This is a genomic window from Mesorhizobium sp. P170090, from assembly GCF_057786115.1.
Window position 1 is genome coordinate 3,546,883 of sequence record NZ_JBYNWH010000001.1, and the last position, 25,094, is coordinate 3,571,976.

A 25,094-nucleotide genomic window follows, 5' to 3' on the forward strand; every position below is an offset into this window, starting at 1 on the left:
GAGACGACGCCATGTTTGCGGCCCAGACCATCGACAGCACCGACAAGCCGGCCTTCTACCGCGAACTGGCCACCCAGTTGAAGGCGCTGCTGGAAGGCGAGAGCGACTCCGTCGCTAACGCCGCCAACACATCGGCGCTGATCTTCCAGATGGTGCCCGATCTCAACTGGGCCGGCTTCTATTTCCTGGCGTCGGACGAGGAGCTGGTGCTTGGACCGTTCCAGGGCAAGCCGGCCTGCGTGCGCATCGCCGTCGGCAAGGGCGTGTGCGGCACCGCCATCGATCTCGAAATGTCGATGCTGGTCAAGGATGTGCATGAATTTGCCGGCCACATCGCTTGCGACGCCGACTCGCGCTCGGAACTCGTCGTGCTGCTGAGGGACAATGACGGCGTCTTCGGCCTGATCGACCTCGACAGCCCGACGCCCGGCCGCTTCGACAAGGACGACCAGGCCGGCATCGAGGCGCTTGCCGCGATCTATGTCGCGGCGAGTTCGTTCGAGGATTAAGCGAACTTCACCAGCATCAGGCTGAAGCAGCCGATGAACAGGAAGGCGCAGGAGGCGAGCGCCAGCGGGCGAAGGCCGCGCGAGCGCAGCTGCGAAATGTTGGCCTGCAGACCCATGGCGGCGAGCCCCATGGTCAGCATGATGGTGGTGGCGAACGCCATGGCCGACTTCACTTCGGCCGGCACGGCAACCAGGCTGTTCAGCGCCACGACGGCGATGAAAGCGGCGACGAACCACGGCATCGGCGGCCGCGCACCGGATTGGTCGCTTGGGCGATCGCCATTGCTCTTGCGGCGCGTCATCAGGCCGAGCGCGATCACCATCGGCGCCAGCATGGCGACGCGGGTCAGCTTGGCGACGGTGGCGATTTCGCCGGACTGGGCGCCGTTCTGGAAGCCGGCGCCGATGACCTGCGCCACCTCGTGGATCGAGGCGCCGGCCCACAGGCCGAATGCGTGCTGGTCGAGGCCGAGCACCGGCGCCAGCAGCGGAAAGCCGAGCATGGCGACGGTGCCGAACAGCGTTATCGAGGCGACGGCATAAGTGACGTCCTCGTCGCGCGCATCGGTGACGATGTTGGTGGCAACGATCGCCGAAGCGCCGCAGATCGAGGTGCCTGCGGCAATCAGCTGCGCCAGCTTGGCGTCGACGCCGAGCAGCCGGCCAAGCGTGATGGTGAAGACGAAGGTGGCGCCAAGGGTGGCTGCCACGATGCCGACGCCGCCCGCGCCGATGGAGGCGACCTGGCCAAGCGTCAGCTGGAAGCCGAGCAGCACGACGGCAAAGCGCAGCAGGCGCTTCTGCGAGAAGGCAATGCCGGCCTTGGCGTGGGCGGGGGTGCCGAGCACGTTGGAATAGATCATGCCGGCGACGACGGCGAGGATCATCGGGCTGAACAGCGCGAAGCCGGAGACATTATGGGCCGAGAAGGCCACCCCCGTGATCATCGCCACCAGCACGGTCCCGGGGATGACGCCATTCCACATGGAATCGAGCCGCTTCCGGCCCACGGCCAGGTCGGCGGAAATCATGCTGATCGGAATATCGTTCGCTAGCTGGGCGGCGGAAGACAATGCAATTCTCCAGGCAAGTACCTCAGGAGAATGTCATTCCAGAATCAATCTTTCCAACGAATTGTTCTTGTTGGAATGATCGATTTTTGCGAACAGTCGGCAATGCCTTCAATCTTGCCTGTGCCATGCAAACGTAATGACTGGCTCGGTTATGCAGCTTGACGCTCTGCGTCTTGCACTCCAGCGTGGCGTCATGTCCATTTTCTCGCTCGCCATCGCCCAGCGACGTCGCCTCTGCACAGTGCGGAGCGGCAAGGCGCGACGACAAAGACCGGCACACTAAATCGGTTCGTTCGTTCCAGCCCCGCCCGCGACGTCTGCCGGCGGGGTTTTCATGTCTGGAGCCTTTGCCATGTCCAATTCTTCCATCCTGTTTCGGCCGGCCCAACCGGCGGACGCTGCCGCCATCAAGGACATTGTGCGTGCCGCCTATGCCAAATGGGTGCCTCTGATCGGCCGCGAGCCGCTGCCGATGCGCGCCGACTATGACAAGGCGTTCGCCGAACATCCGTTCGATCTCGCCATCGAAAATGGCCGCATCGTCGGCATGATCGAGACCATCCTGGCCTACGATCATCTCTGGATCGAGAATGTCTGCGTCGCGCCAGAGGCGCAGGGCAGGGGCATCGGCCGGCTGTTGCTTGAACGGGCGGAGCAGAAGGGGCGTGAGGCCGGCCGCTTCGAACTGCGCCTGCTGACCAATGGCGCCTTCGAGGCCAATGTATTGTTGTACAAACGGCATGGCTATACGATCGACCGGGAGGAGCCGTTCATGGACGGCATGACGGTCTATATGAGCAAGAAACTGGGTGATGGCCGATAACAGGGAGGATCGGATGGCAGTCAGGGTCCGGTTGAAGCCGCTCTCGGGGCGGTATGCGGTCTCGCGCCTCGAAGCAAAAGACAGCATTCCCGGCTGGGCGGACGGGCCGGGCTTCGTCAGCATTACCAGGACCGACGACGAGCTTTCGGTCGTCTGCCTGCAGGATCGGGTGCCGGACGGGGTGAAGCATGACAGGGACTGGGTCGCCCTGAAACTCCAAGGTCCCTTTGCCTTCGACGAAACCGGCATCGTGCTGTCGGTGATAAAGCCATTGTCGGAAAACGAACTCGGCATTTTTCTGGTATCCACCTTCGATGGCGACCATCTGCTCGTCAAAGCCAAGGATCAAGCCGCGGCAAGGGGGCTTCTGGTCGCGGCGGGGCACACGCTTCTGTAGCCGTCGGCTCAATCGCCCGCCCTTGCGTTTGACATCGCTCTTGCCCCATCGTTATCCCTGAACCGATACGACGATCTGGCGATCGCCCCCCATCAATTCAGAAATCCCCCGAGGAGAAGCCCATGTCACACAATCTGCAGTTCTATATTGACGGCGTGTGGGTCGATCCTGTCGTGCCCAGCACACTCGACGTCATCGATCCGTCAAACGAAGATGCTTTCGCGCAGATTTCGCTCGGCTCAAAGGCCGATGTCGACAAGGCGGTTGCGGCCGCCAAGCGCGCCTTCGAGACATTCGGCTTCACTTCGGTCGAGGAGCGCCTCGATATCCTCACCCGCATAATCGAGGTCTACAAGAAGCGCAGCGCCGATCTGGCGCTGGCCGTATCGCGCGAGATGGGCGCGCCGCGTCAGATGGCACTCGACAGCCAGGTCGGCATTGGCCTGGCACATCTGCAGAAGATGGCCGAGGTGCTGAAGTCGTTCGAATTCCGCCACGTCAAGGGCTCGTCGCTCATCGTCAAGGAGCCGATCGGCGTCGTCGGCCTGATCACGCCGTGGAACTGGCCGCTGAACCAGATCACCTGCAAGGTCGGTCCTGCGCTCGCCGCCGGCTGCACCATGGTGCTGAAGCCGTCCGAGATCGCGCCGCTCGACGCCATCATCTTTGCCGAAATCATCGACGAGGCAGGCGTTCCCAAGGGCGTCTTCAACCTCGTCAATGGCGACGGCCCGGGCGTCGGCCAGGCGCTGTCCAGCCATCCCGATGTCGACATGATGTCGTTCACCGGGTCGACCCGCGCCGGCATCCTGGTCGCCAAGGCGGCCGCCGACACGGTCAAGCGCGTGCATCAGGAGCTTGGCGGCAAGTCGGCCAACATCCTGTTTCCCGATGTCGATCTTGAAAAGGCCGTCAGCAAGGGCGTCGCCGGCTGCTTCAGCAACTCGGGCCAGTCCTGCAACGCGCCGACCCGCATGTTCGTGCCGCGCGACCGCCATGACGAGGCGACCGGCTACGCCAAGACGGCGGCCGAAAAATTGACCGTCGGCCCGGCCGATGCGGCAGGCACCAAGCTCGGCCCGGTGGTCAGCCAGATCCAGTACGACAAGATCCAGGACCTGATCCAGGCCGGTATCGATGAAGGCGCCACGCTGGTCACGGGTGGACCGGGCCGTCCGGCCGAGCTCAACCGCGGCTATTACATCCGCCCCACCGTGTTCGGCGATGTCACATCAGACATGCGCATCGCACGCGAGGAAATCTTCGGACCGGTGCTGGCGATCATGCCTTACGACACAGTGGAAGAGGCGATCGGCACCGCCAACGACACCGTCTATGGCCTGGCCTCCTACATCCAGGCCAAGGATATCGAGAAGGCCCGCGAAGTCGCCGCCCGCATGCGCACCGGCAACGTCTACATCAACTATCCGCAATGGGACGCCGGCCTGCCATTCGGCGGCTACAAGCAATCCGGCAACGGCCGCGAATACGCCGAATACGGGCTGGAGGATTTCCTCGAGATCAAGGGCATCGCGGGGTATGAGGCAGCGGAGTAGGGGCTACCCCTTGGGGACCGGCAACCAGCCGGTCCCAAGGCTTCAGCTCTCAAACGTGCGGCTTCACTCTTCCCGGAAAGCTTTCTGGATCTGATCCGACAGCGGCTTCACCAGATAGGAAAGCATCGTCCGGTCGCCGGTCGGGAAGAACACTTCGGCCGGCATGCCTGGCGCCAGCGCCAGCCCGCGCAGCTTGGCGACCTCGGTTTTGGGCAGCGTCACCCGCGCCACATAGAAGGCTGCTCCGGTACGCTCTTCGATGGTGAGATCGGCCGAGATCCGCGACAGCGTCCCGGTCAGCTCCGGCGTGGTTTGCCGATTGAACGCCGACAGGCGCAAAATCGCATTCTGGCCCATCGTCACCTGGTCGATATCCTGCGGTGCGATATGCGCTTCAACGGTCAGGTCGTCCGTCACCGGTACGATCTGCATCACCTGTTCCCCGGGGGTGATGACGCCGCCGATCGTATGCACCGCCAACTGCAGCACCACGCCATCCTGCGGGCTGCGCAGATCGATGCGCTTCAACTGGTCCTCGGCCGCTACCTTGCGTTCGACGAACTCGGAGATCTTTCCCTGGGTATCGCGTAAATCGGTCGCGACCTCGCTGCGAAGATCCTGGTCGATCTGGATGATCTGCAGTTCGATCTCGGACGCCTTGCCTTTCACCTGGGCTATTCCCGCGGTCAACTGGCCATGCTCGCCTTCGAGCCGCACCGCGTCCCGTTCCAGCGACGTCATGCGGTCGATCCCTATCAGCTTGCGATGCCAGAGCGACCGCACGCCTTCCAGCTCGATCTGGATCAGCTCGATCTCGCGGCGTTTCGCCTGCAGCTGCTCGGTCAGGCCGGCACTCTCCTGCGTCAACTGCGCGATCCGTTCGCGCAATTGCGATCGCTGGCCAGACCGCGCCTGGTGCCGGAAATCGAACAGCGATTGTTCTCCGGCCATCGATGCGGCGACACCGGCTTCGTGGCGCCGCGATGTCAAAACGTCCGGAAAGCTGATCGTGTCCTTGCCGTCACGCTCCGCCTCCAGGCGCGCCAACCGTGCATAAAACTCATCCAGACCTTTTGAGACGATCGCCAGATTGGCGCGCGTTGTCGTCTCGTCCAGCCGCACCAGAATATCGCCCGCCTTGACCCGGTCGCCTTCACGCACCCTGATCTCGCCGACCACGCCGCCCGTCGGATGCTGAACCTTCTTTACATTGGAATCGACCACCAGCCGGCCAGCTGCGATCACCGCACCCGACATCTTGGTCACCGCCGCCAGGCCGCCAACACCTCCGACAAGCAGCAGACAGGTAGCAACGCCAGCCACGAGATAGCGGCGGACCTGCCGGTGATGCAAAGCGCTTCTGTCCTCGCTCATGCCGGAACGCCTCGCTCCGTGACGGCAACGACCTTGAGCGGCGCTGCCGATCGGAAGACCTTGTTCAGCACCTCGTCCTTCGGACCGAAGGCCTGCACATGGCCATTGGCCATCACCAGCACGGTGTCGACATTGGCCAGGACACTGGATCGGTGCGCGACGACGATAACGATGCCGCCGCGGTCCCTGATGCCCTGGATGGCGGCGGACAAGGCCACTTCACCCTCTGAATCGAGATTGGAATTCGGCTCGTCCAGGATGACCAGGAACGGATCGCCATAAAGAGAGCGCGCCAGCGCGACACGCTGGCGTTGCCCCGCCGAGAGCGAGGCGCCGGCTTCGCCAACCTTTGTGTCGTAACCGTCGGCCAGATGCACGACAAGATCATGCACGCCGGCGGCCTTGGCTGCCGCAAGCACCATGTCGGACGACGCATCCGGGTCGAAGCGGGCGATGTTCTGCGCAATCGTGCCGTCGAACAACTGCACATCCTGCGGCAGATAGCCGATATGTTTACCCAGCTCGTCGGCCGGCCACTGGTCAAGCGTCGCGCCGTCCAGCCGCACGGCGCCGCGCGCCGGCAGCCAGACACCTGCAAGCGTACGCACCAGCGACGATTTGCCGGAAGCACTCGGGCCGATGACCCCCAGGCCTGCTCCCCTGGCCAGTGAAAAACTTGCATCCCACACCACCGGCGTGCGTTCGCCCGGCGGCGCCACACTGACATTCTCGACCGCCAGCGCGCTGACAGGCGCGGGCAGGGTCACGCCGGTTGCGCCTTCCGGCAGCGCGGACAGAAGCTGCTTCAGGCGTGCCCAGCTTTGCCGCGCCGAAATGAAACCCTTCCAATGCGCTATCGCCAGTTCGATCGGAGCCAGCGCCCTGCCCATCATGATCGAGCTTGCGATCATGATGCCGCCGGTCGCCTCTTGCTTGATGACCAGATAAGCGCCGATCGCCAGCATTGCCGATTGCAGCATCAACCGCAGGATCTTGGAAATCGTGCCAAGCGTTCCCGCGACATCGCTGGCTGCCGCATGGGCGTTCAGGTACTCGGCATTGACGGCAGACCACCGCTCGGCGATACGCCCGCCAAAACCCATGGCCTGCATGGCTTCGGCATTGCGCCTTGTCGCCTCGGCCAACGTGCTGCGGACGGCCGCGTGCTGTCCGGCGATCCTTGTCGGGCCGCGGGTCCGGAATTCGGCCAGAAGCGTCAGTGCAAACAGGACAACGGCGCCGGCAAGCGCGGTAACGCCGATCCAGAAATGAAAAATGAAACAGATGCCGATATAGAGCGGCATCCATGGCAGGTCGAACAAAGCGGTCGGTCCGGCACTGCCGATAAAGGAGCGGACCTGATCGAGATCCCGTAGGGGTTGCAGCCCGTCGCCGGAAGGCTTGGCGCGCAGCGGCAGGCGCATCAGCGCCGAATAGACCGACGGGCTCAGCTTTGCGTCCAACCCCTGTCCCAGCCGCACCATGAGGCGAGAGCGGATCAGCTCCAGCACTCCCTGAAACACGAACAATGTTCCCGCAAGCACCGCCAGGCCGACCAGCGTCGGCACGCTGCGACCCGGAACGACGCGGTCATAGACTTGCAACATGAAGAACGAGCCGGTCAGGGTCAGCACGTTGACGACCCCGCTCATCAGGACGATGCCCGAAAACGCACGTCGAAAGGACGCCAGGATTCCGACCAGCGTAAGCGGCGTCGATGGCGTCAGCTGCATGCAGGCTCGCAATCAGGATATGGCATCTCGTCCCTTCAATAGATAACTGCCTTGAGTGTGACATGGACGGGCAAGCCGGCCTGGAACTGCGCGCTGCCCCGCGCCACCAGCCAGCCGTCCGCACGCTCCAGGCGCGCAACGACCTGCAGTGTTGGTGAAGCGGTCGAGCTTGCGGGCAGGGGCAAGGAAAATTCTATGGTCTTTGAGCCGCCCTCGCTCTTGAGGCTGGTTTTGGCGGCGCGGCGTCGCCCACTGTCCTGAATGGCGGGATCCTCAAGATAGATCTCGAGATGACCTTCCGGGATAGCCTTGCCCCCCACAAAGGTGACGGCGCCGCGAATATCTGTTGCGCGAATATCTGGCGCGCGAATATCTGGCGATTGCGCTGCCGCTGCCCCGGTGGCCGCGGCGACTGCCGCAACTCCGGCGGCCATTAACACTGTGCGGCGGTCGGTCATCGCGTCCTCTCCCTTTTCACTGCGCTGGGGTATGCGGGAGGGGAGCCTGACGGCACCCCTCCCGGCAACGCGTTAGATGACGATGAAGTCTGCAGCCGAAAGGTCCAGATTTGTGTTCAGGTGTGCAAACTGTACGGCTGCTCCCTGTCCGGAACCATCGGCGTCGTAAGACAATATTCCACTGTCGGTGTCGTAGATGATGCGGTCGTCGGCATCATGAGCAGCGCCGGCTGCGCTCTTGTAGAATGAGCCCAGGGCGAGGGCGCCGTCGCCGCCAACGCTGGCAAAGATGAGGTTGTCCAGCAGGATCGTATCGTCGGCGACCTTGAAGTCCTTGATCCAGTCGATGTTGCCGTTCCCGAGTTCTGTCGAGAAGCGGAAATAGTCGTCGCCGGCGCCGCCGGTCAGCGTATCGGCAGCCAGCCCGCCATCCAAAAGGTCGCTGCCGCCGCCGCCGTTGAGCGTATCGGCGCCCGCAACGCCCGGCTGAGCTGGTGCCGGCGGGAATTCGACCGACACGTTCAGCTTGTAAGTCGAGCCCTCCGGCACGGATTCGACCCAGCCATCGCCAGGAGCCGAGTCCGACCATTCGCCCTCCACAATATAGTAGGTTCCGGTTTCCTGAACGATGAAGCTGGTGCTCGAATCGCGGCCGTTGTTGGAGCCGGGGTCGTTGCCGCCATCGTCGTTCTGGGCGACGATATTGCCATCGCTGTCCAGCACCCTGACGATGCTGTCATGGACATTGGGGTCGGCAATGCCATCGATGTCGATGGTGATGATCGTGCCGGCCGCCAGGTTGATGCTGTAATATCCGCCCAAGCCGTTTCCGGTGGCATTGACGGTGGTGTGAAGGGTGGTCGTCGAATCGAAGATGTCGGGGTCGGCGGTCAGCGAGAAGTTGTTCGAGATGTCGAAGGCGGTCGAGACCGAATTGTTGGTCGCGTCCGGTCCGAGCGTGGCGTAGCCGGTGCCCATGCCCGGGCGTGGCGGAGCATCGCCCTGATAGGCGAAATCGCCGAGCAGGGTGTCATCGCCGCCGCCGCCGTCGATCTTGTCGGCGCCGCCCTGGCCGGTCAGCACATTGGCCGCGCCATCGCCGGTCAGGTGATCGTTGAAGCCCGAGCCAGCCAGATTTTCGATCGAGATATAGGTGTCGCCGCCGGATTTGCCGCCACCCAGCTTGAGGTTTTGCCCGCTGGCCGCGTCGGCGTAGTCCGCCGTGTCGCTGCCGGCGCCGCCATTCAATATATCGGCGCCGCCACCGCCGGTCAGCGTGTCGTTGCCGGCGCCGCCGGAAAGTTTGTTGGCCTGGGCGTTGCCGATGAGATGGTCGTCGAAGAACGACCCGACGGCGTTTTCGAAGCCGACCAGGATGTCGTGCCGGATAACGGTGCCGCGCCCGACGATCTGCACCGGGCCATCGCCGTCGCCGCCATTGGCCGTGCCATTGGCGAGGTCGATCGTCACGCCGGCGGAGCTGCCTTCGTAGACGACCGTATCGATGCCGGCGCCGCCATCCAGATAGTCCTGGCCGGCGCCGCCGATGATCGTGTCGTTGCCGGCTTCACCGTACAGGATGTCGCCGTCATTGCCGCCATCCAGTATGTCGTTGCCGCCGCCGCCGTTGAAATAGTCGCCGCCGCCCCGGCCCCAGAAATGATTTGCCGCCGACGTACCGATGAAACGGTCGATGCGGTCATCGGAGCCGATCAGGTTCTCGATGCTGTAGAATGTGTCGCCCGTGGCGGTTCCGCCGCTGGCCACGTTCGTCTCGAGGTTGACGAGCAGTTGGAAGGGGCTCTCCTTGCTGAAGTCGACCGTGTCGACGCCGGCGCCGCCCCTGAATATATCGACGCCATCCTGGCCGCTCAGCGTATCGTCGCCGTCGCCGCCGTCGAGGATGTCGTTGCCCTGGCCGCCGAGGATCGTATCGTTGCCGCGGCCGCCATAGAGCGTGTCATTGCCGTCGTCGCTCTCGGTCTGGTCTGGAAGGTCGGCGACATCGATGGTGTTGTTGATGTCGCGGCTGGCGAGCGAGTCGCGGCCGCCGATGATGAGATCATCGCCGCCTTGGCCGAAGATCGTGTCGTCGCCGGCGCCGCCGTCGAGCGTATTGTTCCCATTGTCGCCGAAGATGACGCTGGTCATCGTGTTGTCGCCGATGGTCGGTGCGGTTTCGGTGCCGCCGTCTCCAGGCTGGAGTGTCGACTCGTCGGCGTAGATGATGTGTTCGACGTTGGCGATTTTCCGGATATTCAAGTTCCGGTTCAGCAGAACGACCGTGTCATTCCCGCCATTCGCTTCCTCGCGCACGATGTCGTCGAGAGAATCGACGAAGTAGGTGTCGTCGCCGCCATTGCCGGCCATGCGGTCGCCGCCGCCGCGGCCATCCAGCACGTTGGCTCCGTCGTTGCCGATCAGGACGTCATCATAGCTGCTGCCGATGCCGTTCTCGATGTAATAATCGGTGCCATCGGCGTTGTGCCCGGCAAAGATCGACACATTGTTGCTGTGGCCGTTGACGCTGGAGAACTGTCCGGCGCGCAAATCGAGGATCGTGCCGGCCGTCGAGCCGGAGAAGTCTATCGTGTCGGTTCCGCCGGTGTCATGGATGACGAAACCGATATCGTGCTGCATGCCCGAGGAGGTCAGCCGGTAGCCGTCCACGGCACTGCCGAAGCCGTAGACGTTGTCGCCCGTGTTGAGATCGATATGCTGATAGGTGCGCACGCCGTTCTCGTCGACGGTGGAGAAAAAGCGGCGGATGACCGCCTCGATGTCGGCCATCATCGGCGTTGACGCCGACCAGCGGCTGGTTTCACCGACATCGATCCCGTCGAAATAGGACATGACGCTGTATTGCTGACGGTCGTAGGTCCAGGTCGCATTGTTCAGATAATTGATCTGTACGCCGCCGGGGCCGCTGTAATTGTAGAGCCCGGGGTGGTTCAGCCCGAACTCATGACCGAATTCATGGATGAAGGAATCGAAGACATAGCCGCCAATATCCGTCTTGTTGACCTCGGTGTCGTGGAAACGCTGGCCGATGCTGACATAGCGGTCGTTGGAATAGGCGCTGCCATCGTCCTCTTCGCCCAGTTCGGGGCTGACAACCTGCATCCAGTCCGTTGCGCTGTTGTATGGTGCATTGTCGACGATTTCGAACTTCAAAGGGGTGACACTGGCCCACATCTGCAAGGCGCCGATCGCGGCGGCCTTGTATTCGGGATGGTCATTGAGCTCGGAGACATTGATCCTCAGCGTTCCCGCCGCGATCGCCGGCGTTATCGACCGGTCCAGCGCTCCAAGGTAGGTGAGGAAGGCCCCGTAATCTTCGCTTTTGCCGTACGGGTTGTCCGGCGTCTGGTCGTTGACCCACCATTGATCGCTGGTTTGGTTTGGGTTCGGCATCCTTGGGACTCCTTGGTCTCGCAGCCGTGGCAATTACGGCTGTAGGGTTTAGCAGTTGCCAACCACCGACAAGCATCGTTTGCGCTTGCCGGTCGAGCCCCGTCCCAGTGCCAACAATGCTATTGGAATCTTCGCTTGTCTAGCCTCTGTTCGCGCTCAGTACATATGAAGGTTCTTGGGCGCGCTTGTACCGGCGGGTTTTGAGATACTCGTTTGGTGTTAATTGAGCTATCGCTAATCTATGGTCGTACCTCGCCCGCCATGCGCACCACAATGTCTGCATCAACCATCCCGGCTGGCGCAGGCTGCCGGTCGGGCGGCGCAAAGCAATCCGGCAACGGCCGAATACGCCGGATACAGGCTCGAGGATTTCCTCTCGATCAGGGGCATCGCAGGCTACGAAAGCGGCGGAGTAAGCTTCCGTCTTTCGCTCAAACGCCGGTATGCGCGCTGTTGCCTTTCGCGGGCGGGGCAGGCGGCGGGACCACCGCCTTCGTGCTCTCGCCGGGGGCGTCGACCGGGACGAGGGTTATCGCGCCGGTTGGGAAAATGATCGAGCGTTGCGCAAGGGCACGAGGGCGGAACGCGCAGGCGTGCTTCAGAAACCCGCCCGGCGGGCGAAATGTTCATAGGTCACGCGCCAGGGGTCGCTCTCCGCGCGTCTCTCCTCGCCGATCCAGTGAAAGCTGTCGGCGGTGATCTCGGTGAACCGCCACCGCGCCTGCAGGCCGCGCGAGTCGGCGCCCATCTGGACGATGTCCTTGCCTTCGGCCCGCCCGATCTGGCGCGAGTAATCCTGGTTGAGCGGATCGCTCCAGATAATGTGCCAGCCACCGATCCCGGGATCGAAGACGCGCAAGGTCGTGCCATACATGGTGGACGGGGCAGGGCGCCTGGGCCTGATCCAGATGTCCTGAATGGCGCGGCCTTCGAGCACCCAACCAAAGTGACACTCGCCATCCCATTTCTGAATTGTGCCGTCGTTGCGGTGGTGGAGCGTCTCCATCCCAACTGCCGATCAACCATCCATACAGGTCCATGTCTTTCGCCCGGTCGGCTGGCGGACCTTCGGATGCGAGAGCGGTAAGAAACGTCGCCATGATTGTCTCCAGGCAAGCCGCGCCGAAACGCTGGGCGTTCCAACCCTTGCACCGTTGCGGGTTCCCTTGGGAAAAATTGCGGTAATGCTGCTGTGAAGGCACTTCCGCGTTCGCGCCATACCAAATCTATGCGTGAATGCTAATGTAGCGTCGGCGGGTACCCCAATGCCCGCCTGGCCGGCGCCTCCTCAGGCAATCTCTTGATGAGCGGCGCCGGCCGCTGACTTCGGCGGCGACCAAATTCCTGCCGCGGGAATATCAGGCCTGGCGGGAGGGTTACCGCTGGGCGGTTTTGGCCGGCATTTGGATATCGGTCTGTATTCCCAGAACGTCCGCTGCCCAATCGCGCAGTTCCGGAGAAGCATCGCTCGATTTCATGATCATTGGAACCCGATCAATTCTCGGGTGGCGCTTCATCTTCCCAGCCGGCCAGCTCCGGCAGGTCGTCCAGCCAGCTTTTCTCCGTCATCAAGATTTCGCCGGCCTGTGGTGCCGCCTCAGTGGCGTTTTGAATAAGCCAGTCCATCCACTTTCGATAAGCGGCTGGGGCCAGTTCGGGCGGCAGCACCTTGGCTTTGGCCAGCATGCGTTTACGGAAGCTGAGCTGCCTGCGCAGTTTGGTCGTCGTGAATTTTATCGCCTTGCCCTGGTATTCCACCGTCCAGCGCCCATCGCCGTGGCTGGTCAGCCTGTCGATGGCAAAACCGGCATCGACCGGCCTGTCCCGCCAGGGAAGCTCGATGGCGTTCCGCCTCAGATCGAGAGCCCATCGCCGGTAGTCGGCCCCGGTACGCTGCGGCGGCAGCACGCCAGCCTGTTCGAGGATTTTCCTGCGAAAGGTCGGCTGCTTCTTGATCTGGCCGGTCGTCAGTTCGATGCGGTGCCTACGCAATTCGACATGCCAGCGGATCCTGCCATTGCCGACATATTTGACCAGCCTGTCGATGACGAACTCGTCGTCGGACAACTCCACGCATCCTTGGCGGATGCTTTCGAGGATGTACTGGCTGTCAGTGGGCATGACGTGCCTTGGCTGGGGAACCTGGATTCGAACCAGGACTAACGGAGTCAGAGTCCGTGGGTCTACCGTTAACCTATTCCCCAGCAGGCGCTGTCGCGCTGGTGGGCCGCCGAAGCAGCCGCGCGTGCCTTGTAGCCGCCGCCGGAAAATAGTCAAGCCTAAGCTGCGTTTCAATCACAGCGTTTCATAGGGGCAATTACGCCCGGGTGGCGCGCCGCACCCAATGATCCTCAGCTCTCTGTCCGGCTGTATTGCGAATGCTCGAAGAACAGCACCACGCCGAGCGCGATCAGCAGCGGGATGATCAGGTAGAACAGCCGGAACACCAGAAGTGCCGCCAGCACGCCGACCGGGTCCATATCAGACAGTCCGGCGAGGAACACGACCTCGAACACGCCGAGCCCGCCCGGCGCGTGCGAGATCTGCGCAACCGAGAACGACACCAGGAACACGCCGAGGATGACGAAATAGCCGGGATTGCCGGCAACGGGCAGGGCAAAGAAGATGATCGCCGCCGCCGCCAGAAGCTCGATCGGGCCGATCAGCAATTGCCGCGCCACGATCGGCAGCGCCGGGTAGTGCAACTGGAAGCCGGCGATTTTCAGCGGCTTCAGATGCAGCCAGCTGCCGAAGATGTAGGCGCCGACCAGGATCAGCAAAGCGATGCCGGCGGCGATCGCCAGGCCGTGGTGCGGGGCGCCGGAAAAGCGGTCGATGATTGCAGGCTCGAAAACCAGCACCAGGCCGCCGACCAGAATGCTGGAGAGCACGAAGGTGATCCAGCAGATCGCCACCAGAATGCCGACATCCTGGCCGGTCAGCCCCCTGGTGCCGTAGGCGCGGTAGCGGATCACGGCGCCCGAAAACACCGAGCCGCCGATATTGTGCGACAGCGCGTAGGTGGTGAAGGAGCAGAAGGTGACGAACAGCCACGACACTCGTCTGCCGATATGCAAGAGCGCGATGTGGTCGTAGCCTGCGAGCGAGGCATAGGCGACCACCGAGCTCAGTGCCGCAAGCATCCAACCGCGCGTCGGGATGGCGGATATGCCGTCCCAGACATCGTCGATCGAGATGCCGCGCAGTTCATGCCACAGCAACAACAGCGACCCGATGACCGCCGCGACACCGATGACCGGCCACAGATAGCGCTTCCAATTCGTGGCCCCCCAATTCATGCAGTTGTCGTCATGTGTTGCTGCCCATCGCCCAGGCGGGCGTTAAAACGTCCGCGATTCACAATTCCCCCTCATTTCAGAAATGCCTCATTGAAGCCGGCTATTCAACCGGCAAGGGTGAGCAGCCGGTTCGCCAACGGCGAATTCGCCGTGCCAGTGGCAAGATGAAAGGCTAGCGAACGCCGGGACGCTGCAAAGCAGCGGGGATCTGGCAGGACGCAGCCGGCAAAAATTGAGCCCTTGCTCTTGGTGATCCGGTCCGGCGCTGCTACTCTGGCGGCAACTTAAAAGATTGAAGCGCCTGCTGCGTCCGGTTTTCCGGTTCGCGCGGCGCCGGAAGGAACTGAAGTGGAAGACCACGACACCGGCGCTGGCGCGCCGGAAGTGGGCGTGTCCAGGGCTTCGCCGCCGTCAGGCGGGCCAAGCCCATCCGCCGGGCGGCCCCGTCAGGCGGGGCCCCAGTCCGGCAACGGACAGGCCGGCGACGCCCAGCATCAGCGCGGCAAGGCGAGAAAGCGGCGCAAGCGCCGGCGTGGGCGCAAGGTTTTTGCGCGCGACGACAGCCCTCTCGCAACGGCCGCAGCGGTCGGTGCGCCGGCCGCCGTCGGCCCGGCCGCTCCAGCGCCGGTGCCTTTGCCCTCGGCCCCACAACCCCGACCGGAACAGCCCATGCATCGGCCGCCGATGCAGGAACTGCCGGTGTTTGCCGCGCTCGATCTCGGCACCAACAATTGCCGGCTGCTGGTCGCGGTGCCGCAACGCCATGGCCAGTTCCGCGTCATCGACGCCTTCTCGCGCATCGTCAGGCTGGGCGAGGGGCTGACCGCCAATGGGCACCTTAGCCAGGCGGCGATGGACCGCGCCGTCGAGGCGCTGAAAATCTGCGGCGACAAATTGCGCAACCGCAAGATCAGGAAAGCCCGGCTGATCGCCACCGAGGCTTGCCGCACCGCCGATAATGGCGTCGAATTCCTGCAGCGCGTCGAACGAGAGGCGGGGTTGAAGTTGGAAATCATCGATCGCCAAACCGAGGCGCGGCTTGCTGTATCCGGCTGCGGCTCGCTGGTCGAGCGCGACACGCAAGGCGTGGTGCTGTTCGACATTGGCGGTGGCTCGTCCGAAATCGCGCTGATCGACCTCACCGGCCAGCGCTCGCCGCGGCTGGCCAACCACATCGTGTCGTGGACCTCGCTGCCGGTCGGCGTCGTCTCTCTGGCCGAACGCTTTGGCGGCCGCACGGTGACGCGCGAGATCTTTGCCGCCATGGTCGACGACGTCGCGGTGCGGCTGAAAGCCTTCGACGGCCGCGACCGGCTGAGCCATGTGCTGGCCAGTCCGAAATTCCATCTGCTGGGCACATCCGGCACGGTGACGACGCTGGCCGGCGTCCATCTCGATCTCGAACGCTACGACCGCCGCCGCGTCGATGGGCTGTGGATGGACCGCGACAGCGTCGACCGCATGGTCGAAAAACTGGTCGGCTGGGATTTCCAGCAGCGCTGCGCTAACCCTTGCATCGGCGCCGACCGTGCCGACCTGGTGCTGGCCGGCTGTGCTATCCTGGAAGCCATCCGTGCGGTGTGGCCGTCGGAGCGGCTGCGCGTCGCCGACCGGGGCTTACGCGAAGGCATTTTGAGCGAGCTGATGGCCGATGACGGCGTCTGGCGCAACAGTGGGCGGGGCCGAGCATGATCCGCATTGCTTTGGTGAACGGTCGACCCCCACTCCGTCGAGCTTCGCTCGACACCTCTCCCCCGATCGACGGGGTAGAGGAAGGGCGCGAACTTATGCAGACCAGCGCCTTTCCTCTCCCTCCGGAGGGGGGAGAGGTGGCGCCGCGAAGCGGCGACGGAGTGGGGGAAGCCCTTCGCGAAACGCGAAGCCGCCGAAAAACGGCGGCAACTCGGCGAGTGCAAAAACTCAAACAAGAAAAAAAGTCATGACCAAGAAGCCGGAAAAGCCGGGCTCCGCCAGCATTCGTGTCCTCAAAACGCGGATCAAGAAGAAGTCGGGCCTGAAAGAATTGTCGCGCCGCTGGCTGCAACGCCACATCAACGATCCCTACGTTCAGCGCTCCAAGGCCGATGGCTATCGCTCGCGCGCGGCTTACAAGCTGATCGAGATCGACGACAAGCATCATCTGCTGAAACCCGGCATGAAGGTCATCGACCTCGGTGCGGCCCCCGGCGGCTGGTGCCAGGTGGCGGCCGCGAGGACCAAGTCGACGGCAGAAAATCCGCATGTCATCGGCATCGACTATCTCGAAATGCCCGCCGTGCCCGGCGCGCCGGTGCTGCTGATGGACTTCCTTAACCCCGAGGCGCCGCAAAAGCTCGCCGAAGCGCTGGGCGGCGACCCCGATGTCGTGCTGTCCGACATGGCGGCGCCGACCACCGGCCACAAGCGAACCGACCACATCCGCACCATGCATCTGTGCGAAGTGGCCGCCGATTTCGCGCTGTCGGTGCTGAAGCCGGGCGGGCACTTTCTGGCCAAGACGTTTCAGGGCGGCGCGGAGAACGAGCTGCTGTCGATGCTCAAGAAGAACTTCCGCTCAGTGCATCACGTCAAGCCGCCGGCGTCGCGCGATGAGTCGGTGGAGTTGTATCTGCTGGCGAAGGATTTTAAGGGCAGAGACGGCACGGCGTGAAAGACGCTTCGTAGCGTTCCGTCCCTCTGTCCTGCCGGACATCTCCCCCGCAAGGGGGGAGATTGGCAGTTGCGACCGCCCCCGCCTCGCCGTTCCTTCAAAGTTGCAAGATTGGCGAAAGCCGCGTGATATCCGATCTCCCCCCTTGCGGGGGAGATGGCCGGCAGGCCAGAGGGGGGGGTGTGAAGGATCGCCGACGTCGACGATTTTCGTCGCGCCGCCCCTTACTTCCCAGCCGTGCTCACCGGCTCCAGCGTCTTCGGCGTCGTCAGCCGGCCATGTCCCGACACGGCATTGCCGGCATCCGGCGCCAGCCGCATGAATGACACGGACGCTGCCGCCGACACCGCCGCCACGATGAAGAAGGCGATGTGGAAATCGCCGAGCGCCAGCGGTCCGCCATGGATCGAGGTCGAGACTTCCAGGATGCCGCCGGCCAGCGCCACGCCGAGCGCGATCGACAGTTGCTGGAACACCGCCGTGATCGGCGTTGCCTTGCTGGTGTCTTCAGCCGTCACCTCGGCATAGGAGAGCGCGTTGACGCCGGTGAAGAACATCGAGCGGATGAAGCCGCCGACCAGCAATATCGCCAGCATCAGCGCGTAAGGCGTCTCCGGCGTGAACAGGCCGTATATGGCGATCGATGCCGCGGCGATCAGCGAGCCCCAGATCAGCACCCGGCGGAACCCCGCAAGCCGGAAGATCAGCGCGGTAACGAATTTCATGCCGATGGCGCCGATAGCCGAGACGAAGGTGATCATGCCCGACTGGAACGGCGTCAGCCCGAAGCCGATCTGGAACATGAGGGGCAACAGGAACGGCACCGCCCCGATGCCGATGCGAAACAGCGAGCCGCCGAGCACCGAGGAGCGGAACACCGGGTTGCGGAACAGTTCCAGCGCCAGCAGCGGGTTCTTGGCGCGCCGCGCATGCAGGAGATAGAGCACGCCGGAAATCAGCCCGACCGCCACGGTGATGAGGCCGGTCGCCGGCGGCAGATAGGGCAGGCTGACCACCGACAGGCCGAAGATGACGCCGGAGGCCGCCAGCCCGCTCAGTACGAAACCGACGAAATCGAGCGGCGGCGTCTCCATCGAGTCGGTTTGCGGCAGGAAGCGCGTCGCCAGCCAGATGCCGATCAGGCCGATCGGCACGTTGATCAGAAAGATCCAATGCCAGGTGAAATAGGTGGTGATGAAGCCGCCGATCGGTGGTCCCACAAGCGGGCCGACCAGCGCCGGCACAGTCAGCCACGACATGGCCGCGACCAGCTCGCTCTTCGGCGTCGCGCGCACCAGGACCAGCCGGCCGACCGGCGTCATCATGGCGCCGCCTATGCCTTGCAGGAAGCGCGAGACGACAAAGGCCGGCAGTGAATTGGAGATGGCGCAGCAGACCGAGCCGACGATGAAGACGCCGATCGCGGCGCGAAAAATGGTCTTGGCGCCGAACCGGTCGGCCATCCAGCCGCTGATCGGAATGAAGATCGCCAGCGCCACCAGATAGGCGGTCAGCGCCAGCTTGAGCGCGATCGGGCTGGTGTGGATGTCGACGGCAATCGCCGGCAGCGATGTCGCGATGACGGTCGAATCCATGTTTTCCATGAACAAGGCGACCGCCAGAATGAGCGGAATGATGCGGTTCAACGAACGCGTCCGAACTGGTCTAAATGTGCCTGCCGGCCAATCCAAACAATGAAAAGGCGGGCAAGCCGATACAAACGGGCGGTTATCACGCCTCAGGCGCGATGTCGCATTAATTTGCTGTCACTTTTGTGCGACCGTGGGCGGACAAGAGGCGTCGCTGCGTTTCGCCACATTGAATGAACTTGCGAAAATTGACCGGGTTCACTATGCTGTAGTGAATATAACTACTATATGGACAATGCCATGGAGGAAGCCGTTTCCGCAGCCGACGCCAACCGCAAATTCTCGCTCCTCCTGCGCGGTGTCCGCGAAGGACAGAGCTATGTCGTGACCAGCCATGGGCGCCCCGTGGCGCGGATCGTGCCTGCAGGGCAGCCCGACCCTGCGGCGTCTCGTTCGCGCACAGCGCTGCTGTCGCGCCTCGAACGCCAGCCTGTTGTAGAAGCCGGGCGCTGGAGCCGCGACGAGCTTTACGAGGACGAGCGGTGAAGGTCGCGCTCGATACCAACATCCTTGTTTATGCCGAGGGGATCAACGGAGCCGAGAAGCGCGACATCGTTTTCGGCCTGCTGCACGACATTGCGCAAGTGGCAGCCGTCATTCCAGTCCAAGTGCTCGGCGAATTGTTCACCGTTCTCACACGCAAGGCCGGACGATCACGTGCACAAGCGCGCGACGCCCTGTTGAGCTGGCGCGACGCGTTTCCGGTTGTCGGCACGACGCCGGAGGTGATGACGGTCGCGGCTGATCTTGCGACCGATCACCATTTCGGCATCTGGGATGCGACCATCCTGTCTGTTGCCTCGCAAACCGGTTGCCGGCTGCTGCTGTCGGAAGATCTGCAGGACGGCTTCACCTGGGGCGGCGTAACGGTCGTCAATCCTTTCGCGTCACCGCGCCATGTCTTGCTCGATGCCCTGTTGGGCAAGTCCGCCGAATAGGCCACGACCGGCTTTTCAACCACGCCGCGACGTGTTACCAGCCAGCGCCAATCCTGAAAGGGAAGAAACGAGTCGGCGCTGTCCATTTCGGTCCAGCGCTTTTTTGTATTCTCCCGGCGCTTTTCGTATCCGAGGACTGGCCATGGCAAAAATCATCGAAACGTCCACCGGCGCGCTGGCGCTGACCTTTGACGACGTGCTGTTGCAGCCCGGTCATTCCGAGGTCATGCCCGGTGAGACCGACATCCGCACCCGCATCGCCACCGACATCGACCTCAACGTGCCGATCCTGTCGGCCGCCATGGACACCGTCACCGAGGCGAGGCTTGCCATCGCCATGGCGCAGGCCGGCGGCATCGGCGTCATCCACCGCAATTTCTCGCCGGCCGAACAGGCCGAGCAGGTGCGTCAGGTCAAGAAGTTCGAATCGGGCATGGTCATCAATCCGGTCACCATCGGCCCCGACGCCACCCTGGCCGACGCGCTGGCGCTGATGCGCACCTATTCCATCTCGGGCATTCCGGTGGTCGAGAATGGCGGCACCGGCGGCCAGAAGATCGGCCGCCTCGTCGGCATCCTGACCAACCGCGACGTGCGCTTCGCCTCCGATCCGGGGCAGAAAGTCTACGAATTGATGACCCGTGAGAACCTGATCACGGTCAAGGAGAATGTCGACCAGGACGAGGCCAAGCGGCTGCTGCATCAGCACCGCATCGAAAAGCTCGTCGTCGTGGACAAGTCCGGCAATTGCGTCGGCCTGATCACCGTCAAGGACATCGAGAAGTCGCAGCTCAACCCGCACGCCACCAAGGATGCGCAGGGGCGCCTGCGGGCGGCGGCAGCCACCAGCGTCGGCGATGACGGCTTCGAGCGCGCCGAGCGGTTGATCGATGCCGGTGTCGACCTCCTGGTCATCGACACCGCGCATGGCCATTCGCAGCGCGTGCTCGATGCGGTGACGCGGGCCAAGAAGCTTTCCAATTCCGTCCGCATCCTGGCCGGCAACGTCGCCACCGCCGAAGGCACGCAGGCGCTGATCGACGCCGGGGCCGATGCCGTCAAGGTCGGCATCGGCCCGGGCTCGATCTGCACCACGCGCATCGTCGCCGGCGTCGGCGTGCCGCAGCTTTCGGCGATCATGTCGGCGGTCGAGACGGCGCATAGATCAGGCGTGTCGGTCGTCGCCGACGGCGGCATCAAATATTCGGGTGACCTGGCCAAGGCGCTTGCCGCCGGCGCCAGTGCGGCCATGATCGGTTCGCTGCTGGCCGGCACCGACGAAAGCCCGGGCGAGGTCTATCTGCATCAGGGCCGCTCCTTCAAGGCCTATCGCGGCATGGGCTCTGTCGGCGCCATGGCGCGCGGCTCGGCCGATCGCTACTTCCAGGCCGAGGTTCGCGACACGCTGAAACTGGTCCCGGAAGGCATTGAAGGGCAGGTGCCCTACAAGGGACCTGTGTCTGGCGTGCTGCACCAGCTTGCGGGCGGGCTAAAAGCCGCTATGGGTTATGTCGGTGGCCGCGACCTTGCCGATTTTCGCGAACGCGCCACCTTTGTGCGCATATCCAACGCCGGACTTCGTGAAAGCCACGCCCATGACGTCACGATTACCCGCGAAAGCCCGAACTATCCTGGCGGAGCCTGACCGGCAGCCAGAGCGGTACATGCTCTGGCGCCACCAGGCGACGATCGTGCTGCGGCTGGCGCGCCATGCCGGCGCGCTGTGCTTTGCCGCCGCGGCGGTTTTCATCATCATGACGCTGCTGGAATTCTTCTATTTCCGCCGGCTGAGCGGTGGCCTGCCGTCGCTCGACGTGCGCCTTGGCGGGTTCACGCCCGACGAGGGCATGGCCTGGCTGACGGCACTCGGCCGGCGCGGCAGCGAGATCATCCTGGTCTGGCACTATTTGACTTTCGACCTTCTCTTCCCGGCGCTGCTGTCGCTGACCATGGTCAGCTTGATCCTGGCAACCGGGCGGCGGCTGAAGAGTTTTCGTGCCATGCCGGTGCAGCTTCAGGCACTGTTCGCGCTGGTCATCGTGCTGCCCTACACGTGCGCCGACTACGCCCAGAACATTGCGGTGGCGCGGCTTCTGTCCGATGCGCTGTCGGCCAACCCGGATTCTCTGTCTTTCGCCTCGTCGCTGATCGTCACCAAATTCGCGCTGCTGGCGATCCCCGTCATCGTCATCGCGTTTTTGATCCTTGCCGCCCAGCGGCGTCCACAGGCATGAACGACAGAGCAGGGGCAACGCCATGAGCCAGACCGCGATTTTCTGGCCGATGCTGGCGCAGGTGTTGCTCGTCTATATCGTCTATGTCGTGATGGGCCGGCGCCGCTACGGCGCGGTCAAATCGGGCGAGGCCAAGGTCGGTCAATACAAGGTGCGCACGACCGAGCCCGGGTCGAGCGTCACGGTTGCCAACAATCTCATCAACCAGTTCGAACTGCCGGTGCTGTTCTATGTGCTGTGTCTGGCGCTGCACGCGACCAATGGCGTCAATTATCTGACCCTGGCCTTGATGTGGATTTTCGTGATTTCCCGCTATGGCCACGCCTGGGTCCACCTCACCAGCAACAATCTGCGGTTTCGCAGCCGCGCCTTCTACGTCGGCGCGATCATTCTCTTGCTGGCATGGATCTGGTTCGCGCTACACCTGCTCGGAGCGGTGTAGGGCAGTTGTTTACCCTCCCCCTTGTGCGGAGGGTCGCTCCGCGCAGCGGAGCGGGGTGGGGGTCTACAAATCGAACACCGCGATCTTGCGCTTGTCGAACTTGATGCCGATTTCGCCGCGCACCAGCTTCAGTGCGGCTTCGCCGAACACGGCGCGTCGCCAGCCCTGCAGGGCCGGCACGTCGGCATCCTCGCCCTCGGCGGCGATGCGGTCGATGTCGTCGCTGGACGCCAGCACTTTCGAGGCGACGCCTTCCTTCTCGGCGACGATCCGCAACAGAACCTTCAGCAGCTCGGAGGCGGCATTGGAGCCCTCGGGCGGCTGAAAGCTCTTGGGCAGCTTCGGCATCTCTTCGCGGGGCAAAGCGAGCGCCGTGTTGACCGCGCCAAGCAATGCGGTAGCCGTCGACGAACGCTCCCAGCCTTTCGGCGTCGTGCGCAGCTTGCCCAACGCTGCCGCATCGCGCGGCGCCTGCTGGGCGACCTCGTATATGGCGTCGTCCTTGAGCACCCGGCCGCGCGGCACGTCACGCTCGCGCGCCTCGCGTTCGCGCCATGCCGCCACCGTCTGCACGATCGCCAGCTCCTGCGGCTTGCGCAGCCGCATCTTCAGCCGCTTCCAAGCGTCTTCGGGGTGCGGATCGTAGGTCTCGCGCGAAGTCAGCACCTCCATTTCCTCGTTTAGCCAATGGGCGCGGTTTTCCCGCTCCAGTTCGGCGCTGAGATGCTTGTAGACGTCGATCAGATGGGTGACGTCGGCCAAGGCATAGTCGAGTTGCTTGTCCGACAGCGGCCGGTGGCGCCAGTCGGTGAAACGCGAGGATTTGTCGAGCCGTGCGCCGGTGATGCGCTGCACCAGCTGATCGTAGGAGACGCTGTCGCCGAAGCCGCAGACCATGGCCGCGACCTGGGTGTCGAACACCGGATGGGGCACCAGATCGCCGAGATGGACGATGATTTCAATGTCCTGGCGCGCGGCATGGAAAACCTTGACCACCGCCTCATTGGCCATCAGCCGGAAGAACGGGGCGAGGTTGATGTCGGGCGCCAGCGGGTCGATCAGCGCGGTGACGCCGGGCGCCGCCATCTGGATCAGGCACAGAATCGGCCAGAATGTCGTTTCGCGGATGAATTCGGTGTCGACGGTGACGAAATCCGACTTTTCAAAAGCGGCGAGAACGGACTCGAGCTCATTTTGGGTGGTGATGACGTGCATCAAATCGCTTTTTATTAACGGGTAAGGTTCTCTTTCAATTTCAGCCATGGGCGCTTTCGTCAAGCCGCCCTCCGGTCAAGTATCGGCCGATCCGTCGGAATCGCCATTCCTGCGCGCCAGCCGCGCGAAGACGGTTGATGTGCGCAGCAGCGCCGTGAAGCGGCTGCGCTTGCCCGCCGGCACGCTGCCGCGCACCTGCATGCGGTAGAGAATGACGGCGATGAGGGTGGCGTAGACGACTGCGCTGAAGACAAACAGGGCGCCCGGTCCGAAATGTTGCATCACTGCGGACGCCGCGAAGGGGCCACCAATGGCGCCGAAGGAATAGAACAGCATCAAGGCGGCGTTGATCAGCACGAACTCGCCCTTGTCGGCGCGGTCGTTGGAATGCGCCGCCGATAGCGAATAGAGCGGCATGGCGAAGCTGCCGAAGATGAAGACGATGATCAAATTGAGGGTCGGATCGGCGCCGGCGACGAAGACCAGCGCCAGCGCCGCGAACATGGCGCCGCATGTCGTGGCCAAAAGCACCGCGCGCCGATCCCAGCGGTCGGAGAGGTAGCCCAGCGGATACTGGATGAGGGCGCCGCCGAAGATGCCGACGCTGACGAAGGTGACGACATCGGCCACCGACATGCCGATCTGCTCGGCATAGACCGGCGACAGCGTGCGGAACGCGCTGTTGGTGACGCCGACGCAGATGCAGCCGAAGCAGCCGAGCGGCGAAATCCGCCAGACGCGGGCGAGATCGAGCTTGACGTCTTCCGGCGGCGTCGGGTTGGAGCGGTCGCCGAGCGACACCGGAACCAGCGACAGCGTGATCATCATCGACATGATGGCGAAGATGGCAAAGCCGCCGGGGCCGAAGATCGGGATCAGGAACTGCGCGCCGGTTACCGAGCCGATATCGACCATGCGGTAGACGGCGAGCACCCGCGCACGATCCTTGTTTTCGACGCCGGAGTTCAGCCACGCTTCCATGACGGTGAACAGGCCGGCAAAGCAGAAACCGCCGGCAAAGCGCACCGCGCACCACATCACCGGGTCGATCACCAGCACCAGGAGCAGCGTACTGGCAGCGGCGATGGCGGCGAGCGCTGAAAACGTCCGGACATGGCCGACTGCCTTGAGGATGCGGGTGACTGCGAGGCAACCAAGCAGGAAGCCGGCGAAATAGAACGTGCCCATCAGGCCGATGTCGGAGGCCGAAAACCCTTCCTGCGCGCCGCGCAACGCGATCAGCGTGCCCTGCAGCCCGTTGCCGCCAAGCAGGATGCCGGCGGCGATGAGGAGCGGGATCAGCGGGCGGATGGAGGACATACGGAACCGT

At 63.5% G+C, this 25,094-nt stretch carries 22 protein-coding genes and 1 tRNA gene; 11 read left to right on the forward strand and 12 right to left on the reverse strand.

Features of this window, described 5'->3' with window-relative positions; all coding sequences use genetic code 11:
* Positions 1–11: 11 nt before the first annotated feature.
* On the forward strand, positions 12–509 hold the full coding sequence (locus AC3EML_RS16990) for a GAF domain-containing protein (RefSeq protein WP_023689662.1): 498 nt from the start codon (positions 12–14) through the stop codon (positions 507–509).
* On the opposite strand, the gene AC3EML_RS16995 is transcribed toward AC3EML_RS16990, so the two are convergent.
* Positions 506–1,540: a YeiH family protein gene (locus tag AC3EML_RS16995; protein ID WP_488505404.1), complete on the reverse strand. Its 1,035-nt coding sequence runs from the start codon at positions 1,538–1,540 to the stop codon at positions 506–508. The two genes, AC3EML_RS16990 and AC3EML_RS16995, sit on opposite strands and share 4 nt — an antisense overlap.
* A gap of 394 nt (positions 1,541–1,934) precedes the next feature.
* Between AC3EML_RS16995 and AC3EML_RS17000 the strand changes: the two genes are divergently transcribed.
* From AC3EML_RS17000 to AC3EML_RS17010, 3 genes are all read left to right on the forward strand, one after another.
* Positions 1,935–2,405 (forward strand): GNAT family N-acetyltransferase, encoded by a 471-nt coding sequence (locus AC3EML_RS17000; RefSeq protein WP_352520890.1) that lies wholly within the window; start codon positions 1,935–1,937, stop codon positions 2,403–2,405.
* A 13-nt stretch (positions 2,406–2,418) separates the two neighbouring features.
* Positions 2,419–2,802, forward strand: coding sequence for an ACT domain-containing protein (locus AC3EML_RS17005; RefSeq protein ID WP_023689667.1), 384 nt, complete (start codon positions 2,419–2,421; stop codon positions 2,800–2,802).
* Positions 2,803–2,924: 122 nt separating this feature from the next.
* A complete protein-coding gene (locus AC3EML_RS17010) occupies positions 2,925–4,358 on the forward strand; it encodes an aldehyde dehydrogenase family protein (protein WP_352520889.1) in 1,434 nt (477 codons plus the stop codon).
* A gap of 63 nt (positions 4,359–4,421) precedes the next feature.
* Here AC3EML_RS17010 and AC3EML_RS17015 read toward each other — a convergent pair whose 3' ends face one another.
* From AC3EML_RS17015 to AC3EML_RS17050, 8 genes are all read right to left on the reverse strand, one after another.
* The gene (locus AC3EML_RS17015; protein ID WP_352520888.1) at positions 4,422–5,732 is read right to left on the reverse strand and encodes an HlyD family type I secretion periplasmic adaptor subunit; all 1,311 of its coding nucleotides are present in this window, start codon (positions 5,730–5,732) and stop codon (positions 4,422–4,424) included.
* On the reverse strand, positions 5,729–7,465 hold the full coding sequence (locus tag AC3EML_RS17020; RefSeq protein ID WP_352520887.1) for a type I secretion system permease/ATPase: 1,737 nt from the start codon (positions 7,463–7,465) through the stop codon (positions 5,729–5,731). Before AC3EML_RS17020 ends, AC3EML_RS17015 begins: the two co-directional genes overlap by 4 nt.
* A 35-nt stretch (positions 7,466–7,500) precedes the next feature.
* Positions 7,501–7,923, reverse strand: a complete 423-nt coding sequence (locus tag AC3EML_RS17025) for a hypothetical protein (RefSeq protein WP_023682883.1) — start codon at positions 7,921–7,923, stop codon at positions 7,501–7,503.
* Positions 7,924–7,995: 72 nt separating this feature from the next.
* Positions 7,996–11,337: a M10 family metallopeptidase C-terminal domain-containing protein gene (locus AC3EML_RS17030; RefSeq protein WP_352520886.1), complete on the reverse strand. Its 3,342-nt coding sequence runs from the start codon at positions 11,335–11,337 to the stop codon at positions 7,996–7,998.
* 598 nt (positions 11,338–11,935) lie between these two features.
* On the reverse strand, positions 11,936–12,343 hold the full coding sequence (locus AC3EML_RS17035; RefSeq protein WP_352520885.1) for a hypothetical protein: 408 nt from the start codon (positions 12,341–12,343) through the stop codon (positions 11,936–11,938).
* A gap of 488 nt (positions 12,344–12,831) precedes the next feature.
* Positions 12,832–13,458 carry a hypothetical protein gene (locus tag AC3EML_RS17040; protein ID WP_352520884.1) on the reverse strand — a complete coding sequence of 209 codons (627 nt, stop codon included), beginning with the start codon at positions 13,456–13,458 and terminating at the stop codon, positions 12,832–12,834.
* A 9-nt stretch (positions 13,459–13,467) separates the two neighbouring features.
* Positions 13,468–13,541 (reverse strand) — tRNA-Gln (locus tag AC3EML_RS17045).
* A 147-nt stretch (positions 13,542–13,688) separates the two neighbouring features.
* Positions 13,689–14,636, reverse strand: coding sequence for a lysylphosphatidylglycerol synthase domain-containing protein (locus AC3EML_RS17050; protein ID WP_023747698.1), 948 nt, complete (start codon positions 14,634–14,636; stop codon positions 13,689–13,691).
* Between the two features lie 348 nt (positions 14,637–14,984).
* Between AC3EML_RS17050 and AC3EML_RS17055 the strand changes: the two genes are divergently transcribed.
* Positions 14,985–16,328: a Ppx/GppA phosphatase family protein gene (locus tag AC3EML_RS17055; protein ID WP_023724902.1), complete on the forward strand. Its 1,344-nt coding sequence runs from the start codon at positions 14,985–14,987 to the stop codon at positions 16,326–16,328.
* Positions 16,329–16,575: 247 nt separating this feature from the next.
* Positions 16,576–17,286, forward strand: coding sequence for an RlmE family RNA methyltransferase (locus AC3EML_RS17060; RefSeq protein WP_488362072.1), 711 nt, complete (start codon positions 16,576–16,578; stop codon positions 17,284–17,286).
* Between the two features lie 224 nt (positions 17,287–17,510).
* On the opposite strand, the gene AC3EML_RS17065 is transcribed toward AC3EML_RS17060, so the two are convergent.
* Positions 17,511–18,932 (reverse strand): MFS transporter, encoded by a 1,422-nt coding sequence (locus AC3EML_RS17065; protein WP_023689532.1) that lies wholly within the window; start codon positions 18,930–18,932, stop codon positions 17,511–17,513.
* A 243-nt stretch (positions 18,933–19,175) separates the two neighbouring features.
* Here AC3EML_RS17065 and AC3EML_RS17070 point away from each other — a divergent pair, with 243 nt between their 5' ends.
* The 5 genes from AC3EML_RS17070 to AC3EML_RS17090 all read left to right on the forward strand — a co-directional run bounded on the left by AC3EML_RS17070 (position 19,176) and on the right by AC3EML_RS17090 (position 22,549).
* Complete coding sequence (locus AC3EML_RS17070; protein ID WP_023673036.1) at positions 19,176–19,421, forward strand: type II toxin-antitoxin system Phd/YefM family antitoxin; 246 nt, start codon at positions 19,176–19,178, stop codon at positions 19,419–19,421.
* Positions 19,418–19,873, forward strand: coding sequence for a PIN domain-containing protein (locus tag AC3EML_RS17075; protein ID WP_352520883.1), 456 nt, complete (start codon positions 19,418–19,420; stop codon positions 19,871–19,873). Before AC3EML_RS17070 ends, AC3EML_RS17075 begins: the two co-directional genes overlap by 4 nt.
* Positions 19,874–20,015: 142 nt before the next feature.
* Complete coding sequence (gene guaB, locus AC3EML_RS17080; protein WP_023673034.1) at positions 20,016–21,518, forward strand: IMP dehydrogenase; 1,503 nt, start codon at positions 20,016–20,018, stop codon at positions 21,516–21,518.
* Positions 21,519–21,537: 19 nt separating this feature from the next.
* Complete coding sequence (locus tag AC3EML_RS17085; RefSeq protein WP_023673033.1) at positions 21,538–22,107, forward strand: hypothetical protein; 570 nt, start codon at positions 21,538–21,540, stop codon at positions 22,105–22,107.
* Positions 22,108–22,129: 22 nt separating this feature from the next.
* A complete protein-coding gene (locus AC3EML_RS17090) occupies positions 22,130–22,549 on the forward strand; it encodes an MAPEG family protein (RefSeq protein ID WP_023673032.1) in 420 nt (139 codons plus the stop codon).
* A 63-nt stretch (positions 22,550–22,612) separates the two neighbouring features.
* Here the strand turns inward: AC3EML_RS17090 and rnd are convergent, their stop codons facing one another.
* Positions 22,613–23,764, reverse strand: coding sequence for a ribonuclease D (gene rnd, locus AC3EML_RS17095; RefSeq protein WP_023682426.1), 1,152 nt, complete (start codon positions 23,762–23,764; stop codon positions 22,613–22,615).
* Positions 23,765–23,839: 75 nt separating this feature from the next.
* Positions 23,840–25,084, reverse strand: a complete 1,245-nt coding sequence (locus AC3EML_RS17100; protein WP_023673030.1) for an MFS transporter — start codon at positions 25,082–25,084, stop codon at positions 23,840–23,842.
* Positions 25,085–25,094 lie beyond the last annotated feature (10 nt).

Coding starts and splice junctions, on each gene's coding strand:
- AC3EML_RS16990 (WP_023689662.1), top strand. CDS start 12: ATGTTTGCGGCCCAGACCATCGACAGCACCGACAAGCCGGCCTTCTAC.
- AC3EML_RS16995 (WP_488505404.1), bottom strand. CDS start 1,540: ATGATTTCCGCCGACCTGGCCGTGGGCCGGAAGCGGCTCGATTCCATG.
- AC3EML_RS17000 (WP_352520890.1), top strand. CDS start 1,935: ATGTCCAATTCTTCCATCCTGTTTCGGCCGGCCCAACCGGCGGACGCT.
- AC3EML_RS17005 (WP_023689667.1), top strand. CDS start 2,419: ATGGCAGTCAGGGTCCGGTTGAAGCCGCTCTCGGGGCGGTATGCGGTC.
- AC3EML_RS17010 (WP_352520889.1), top strand. CDS start 2,925: ATGTCACACAATCTGCAGTTCTATATTGACGGCGTGTGGGTCGATCCT.
- AC3EML_RS17015 (WP_352520888.1), bottom strand. CDS start 5,732: ATGAGCGAGGACAGAAGCGCTTTGCATCACCGGCAGGTCCGCCGCTAT.
- AC3EML_RS17020 (WP_352520887.1), bottom strand. CDS start 7,465: ATGCAGCTGACGCCATCGACGCCGCTTACGCTGGTCGGAATCCTGGCG.
- AC3EML_RS17025 (WP_023682883.1), bottom strand. CDS start 7,923: ATGACCGACCGCCGCACAGTGTTAATGGCCGCCGGAGTTGCGGCAGTC.
- AC3EML_RS17030 (WP_352520886.1), bottom strand. CDS start 11,337: ATGCCGAACCCAAACCAAACCAGCGATCAATGGTGGGTCAACGACCAG.
- AC3EML_RS17035 (WP_352520885.1), bottom strand. CDS start 12,343: ATGGAGACGCTCCACCACCGCAACGACGGCACAATTCAGAAATGGGAT.
- AC3EML_RS17040 (WP_352520884.1), bottom strand. CDS start 13,458: ATGCCCACTGACAGCCAGTACATCCTCGAAAGCATCCGCCAAGGATGC.
- AC3EML_RS17050 (WP_023747698.1), bottom strand. CDS start 14,636: ATGAATTGGGGGGCCACGAATTGGAAGCGCTATCTGTGGCCGGTCATC.
- AC3EML_RS17060 (WP_488362072.1), top strand. CDS start 16,576: ATGACCAAGAAGCCGGAAAAGCCGGGCTCCGCCAGCATTCGTGTCCTC.
- AC3EML_RS17070 (WP_023673036.1), top strand. CDS start 19,176: ATGGAGGAAGCCGTTTCCGCAGCCGACGCCAACCGCAAATTCTCGCTC.
- guaB (WP_023673034.1), top strand. CDS start 20,016: ATGGCAAAAATCATCGAAACGTCCACCGGCGCGCTGGCGCTGACCTTT.
- AC3EML_RS17085 (WP_023673033.1), top strand. CDS start 21,538: ATGCTCTGGCGCCACCAGGCGACGATCGTGCTGCGGCTGGCGCGCCAT.
- AC3EML_RS17090 (WP_023673032.1), top strand. CDS start 22,130: ATGAGCCAGACCGCGATTTTCTGGCCGATGCTGGCGCAGGTGTTGCTC.
- rnd (WP_023682426.1), bottom strand. CDS start 23,764: ATGCACGTCATCACCACCCAAAATGAGCTCGAGTCCGTTCTCGCCGCT.
- AC3EML_RS17100 (WP_023673030.1), bottom strand. CDS start 25,084: ATGTCCTCCATCCGCCCGCTGATCCCGCTCCTCATCGCCGCCGGCATC.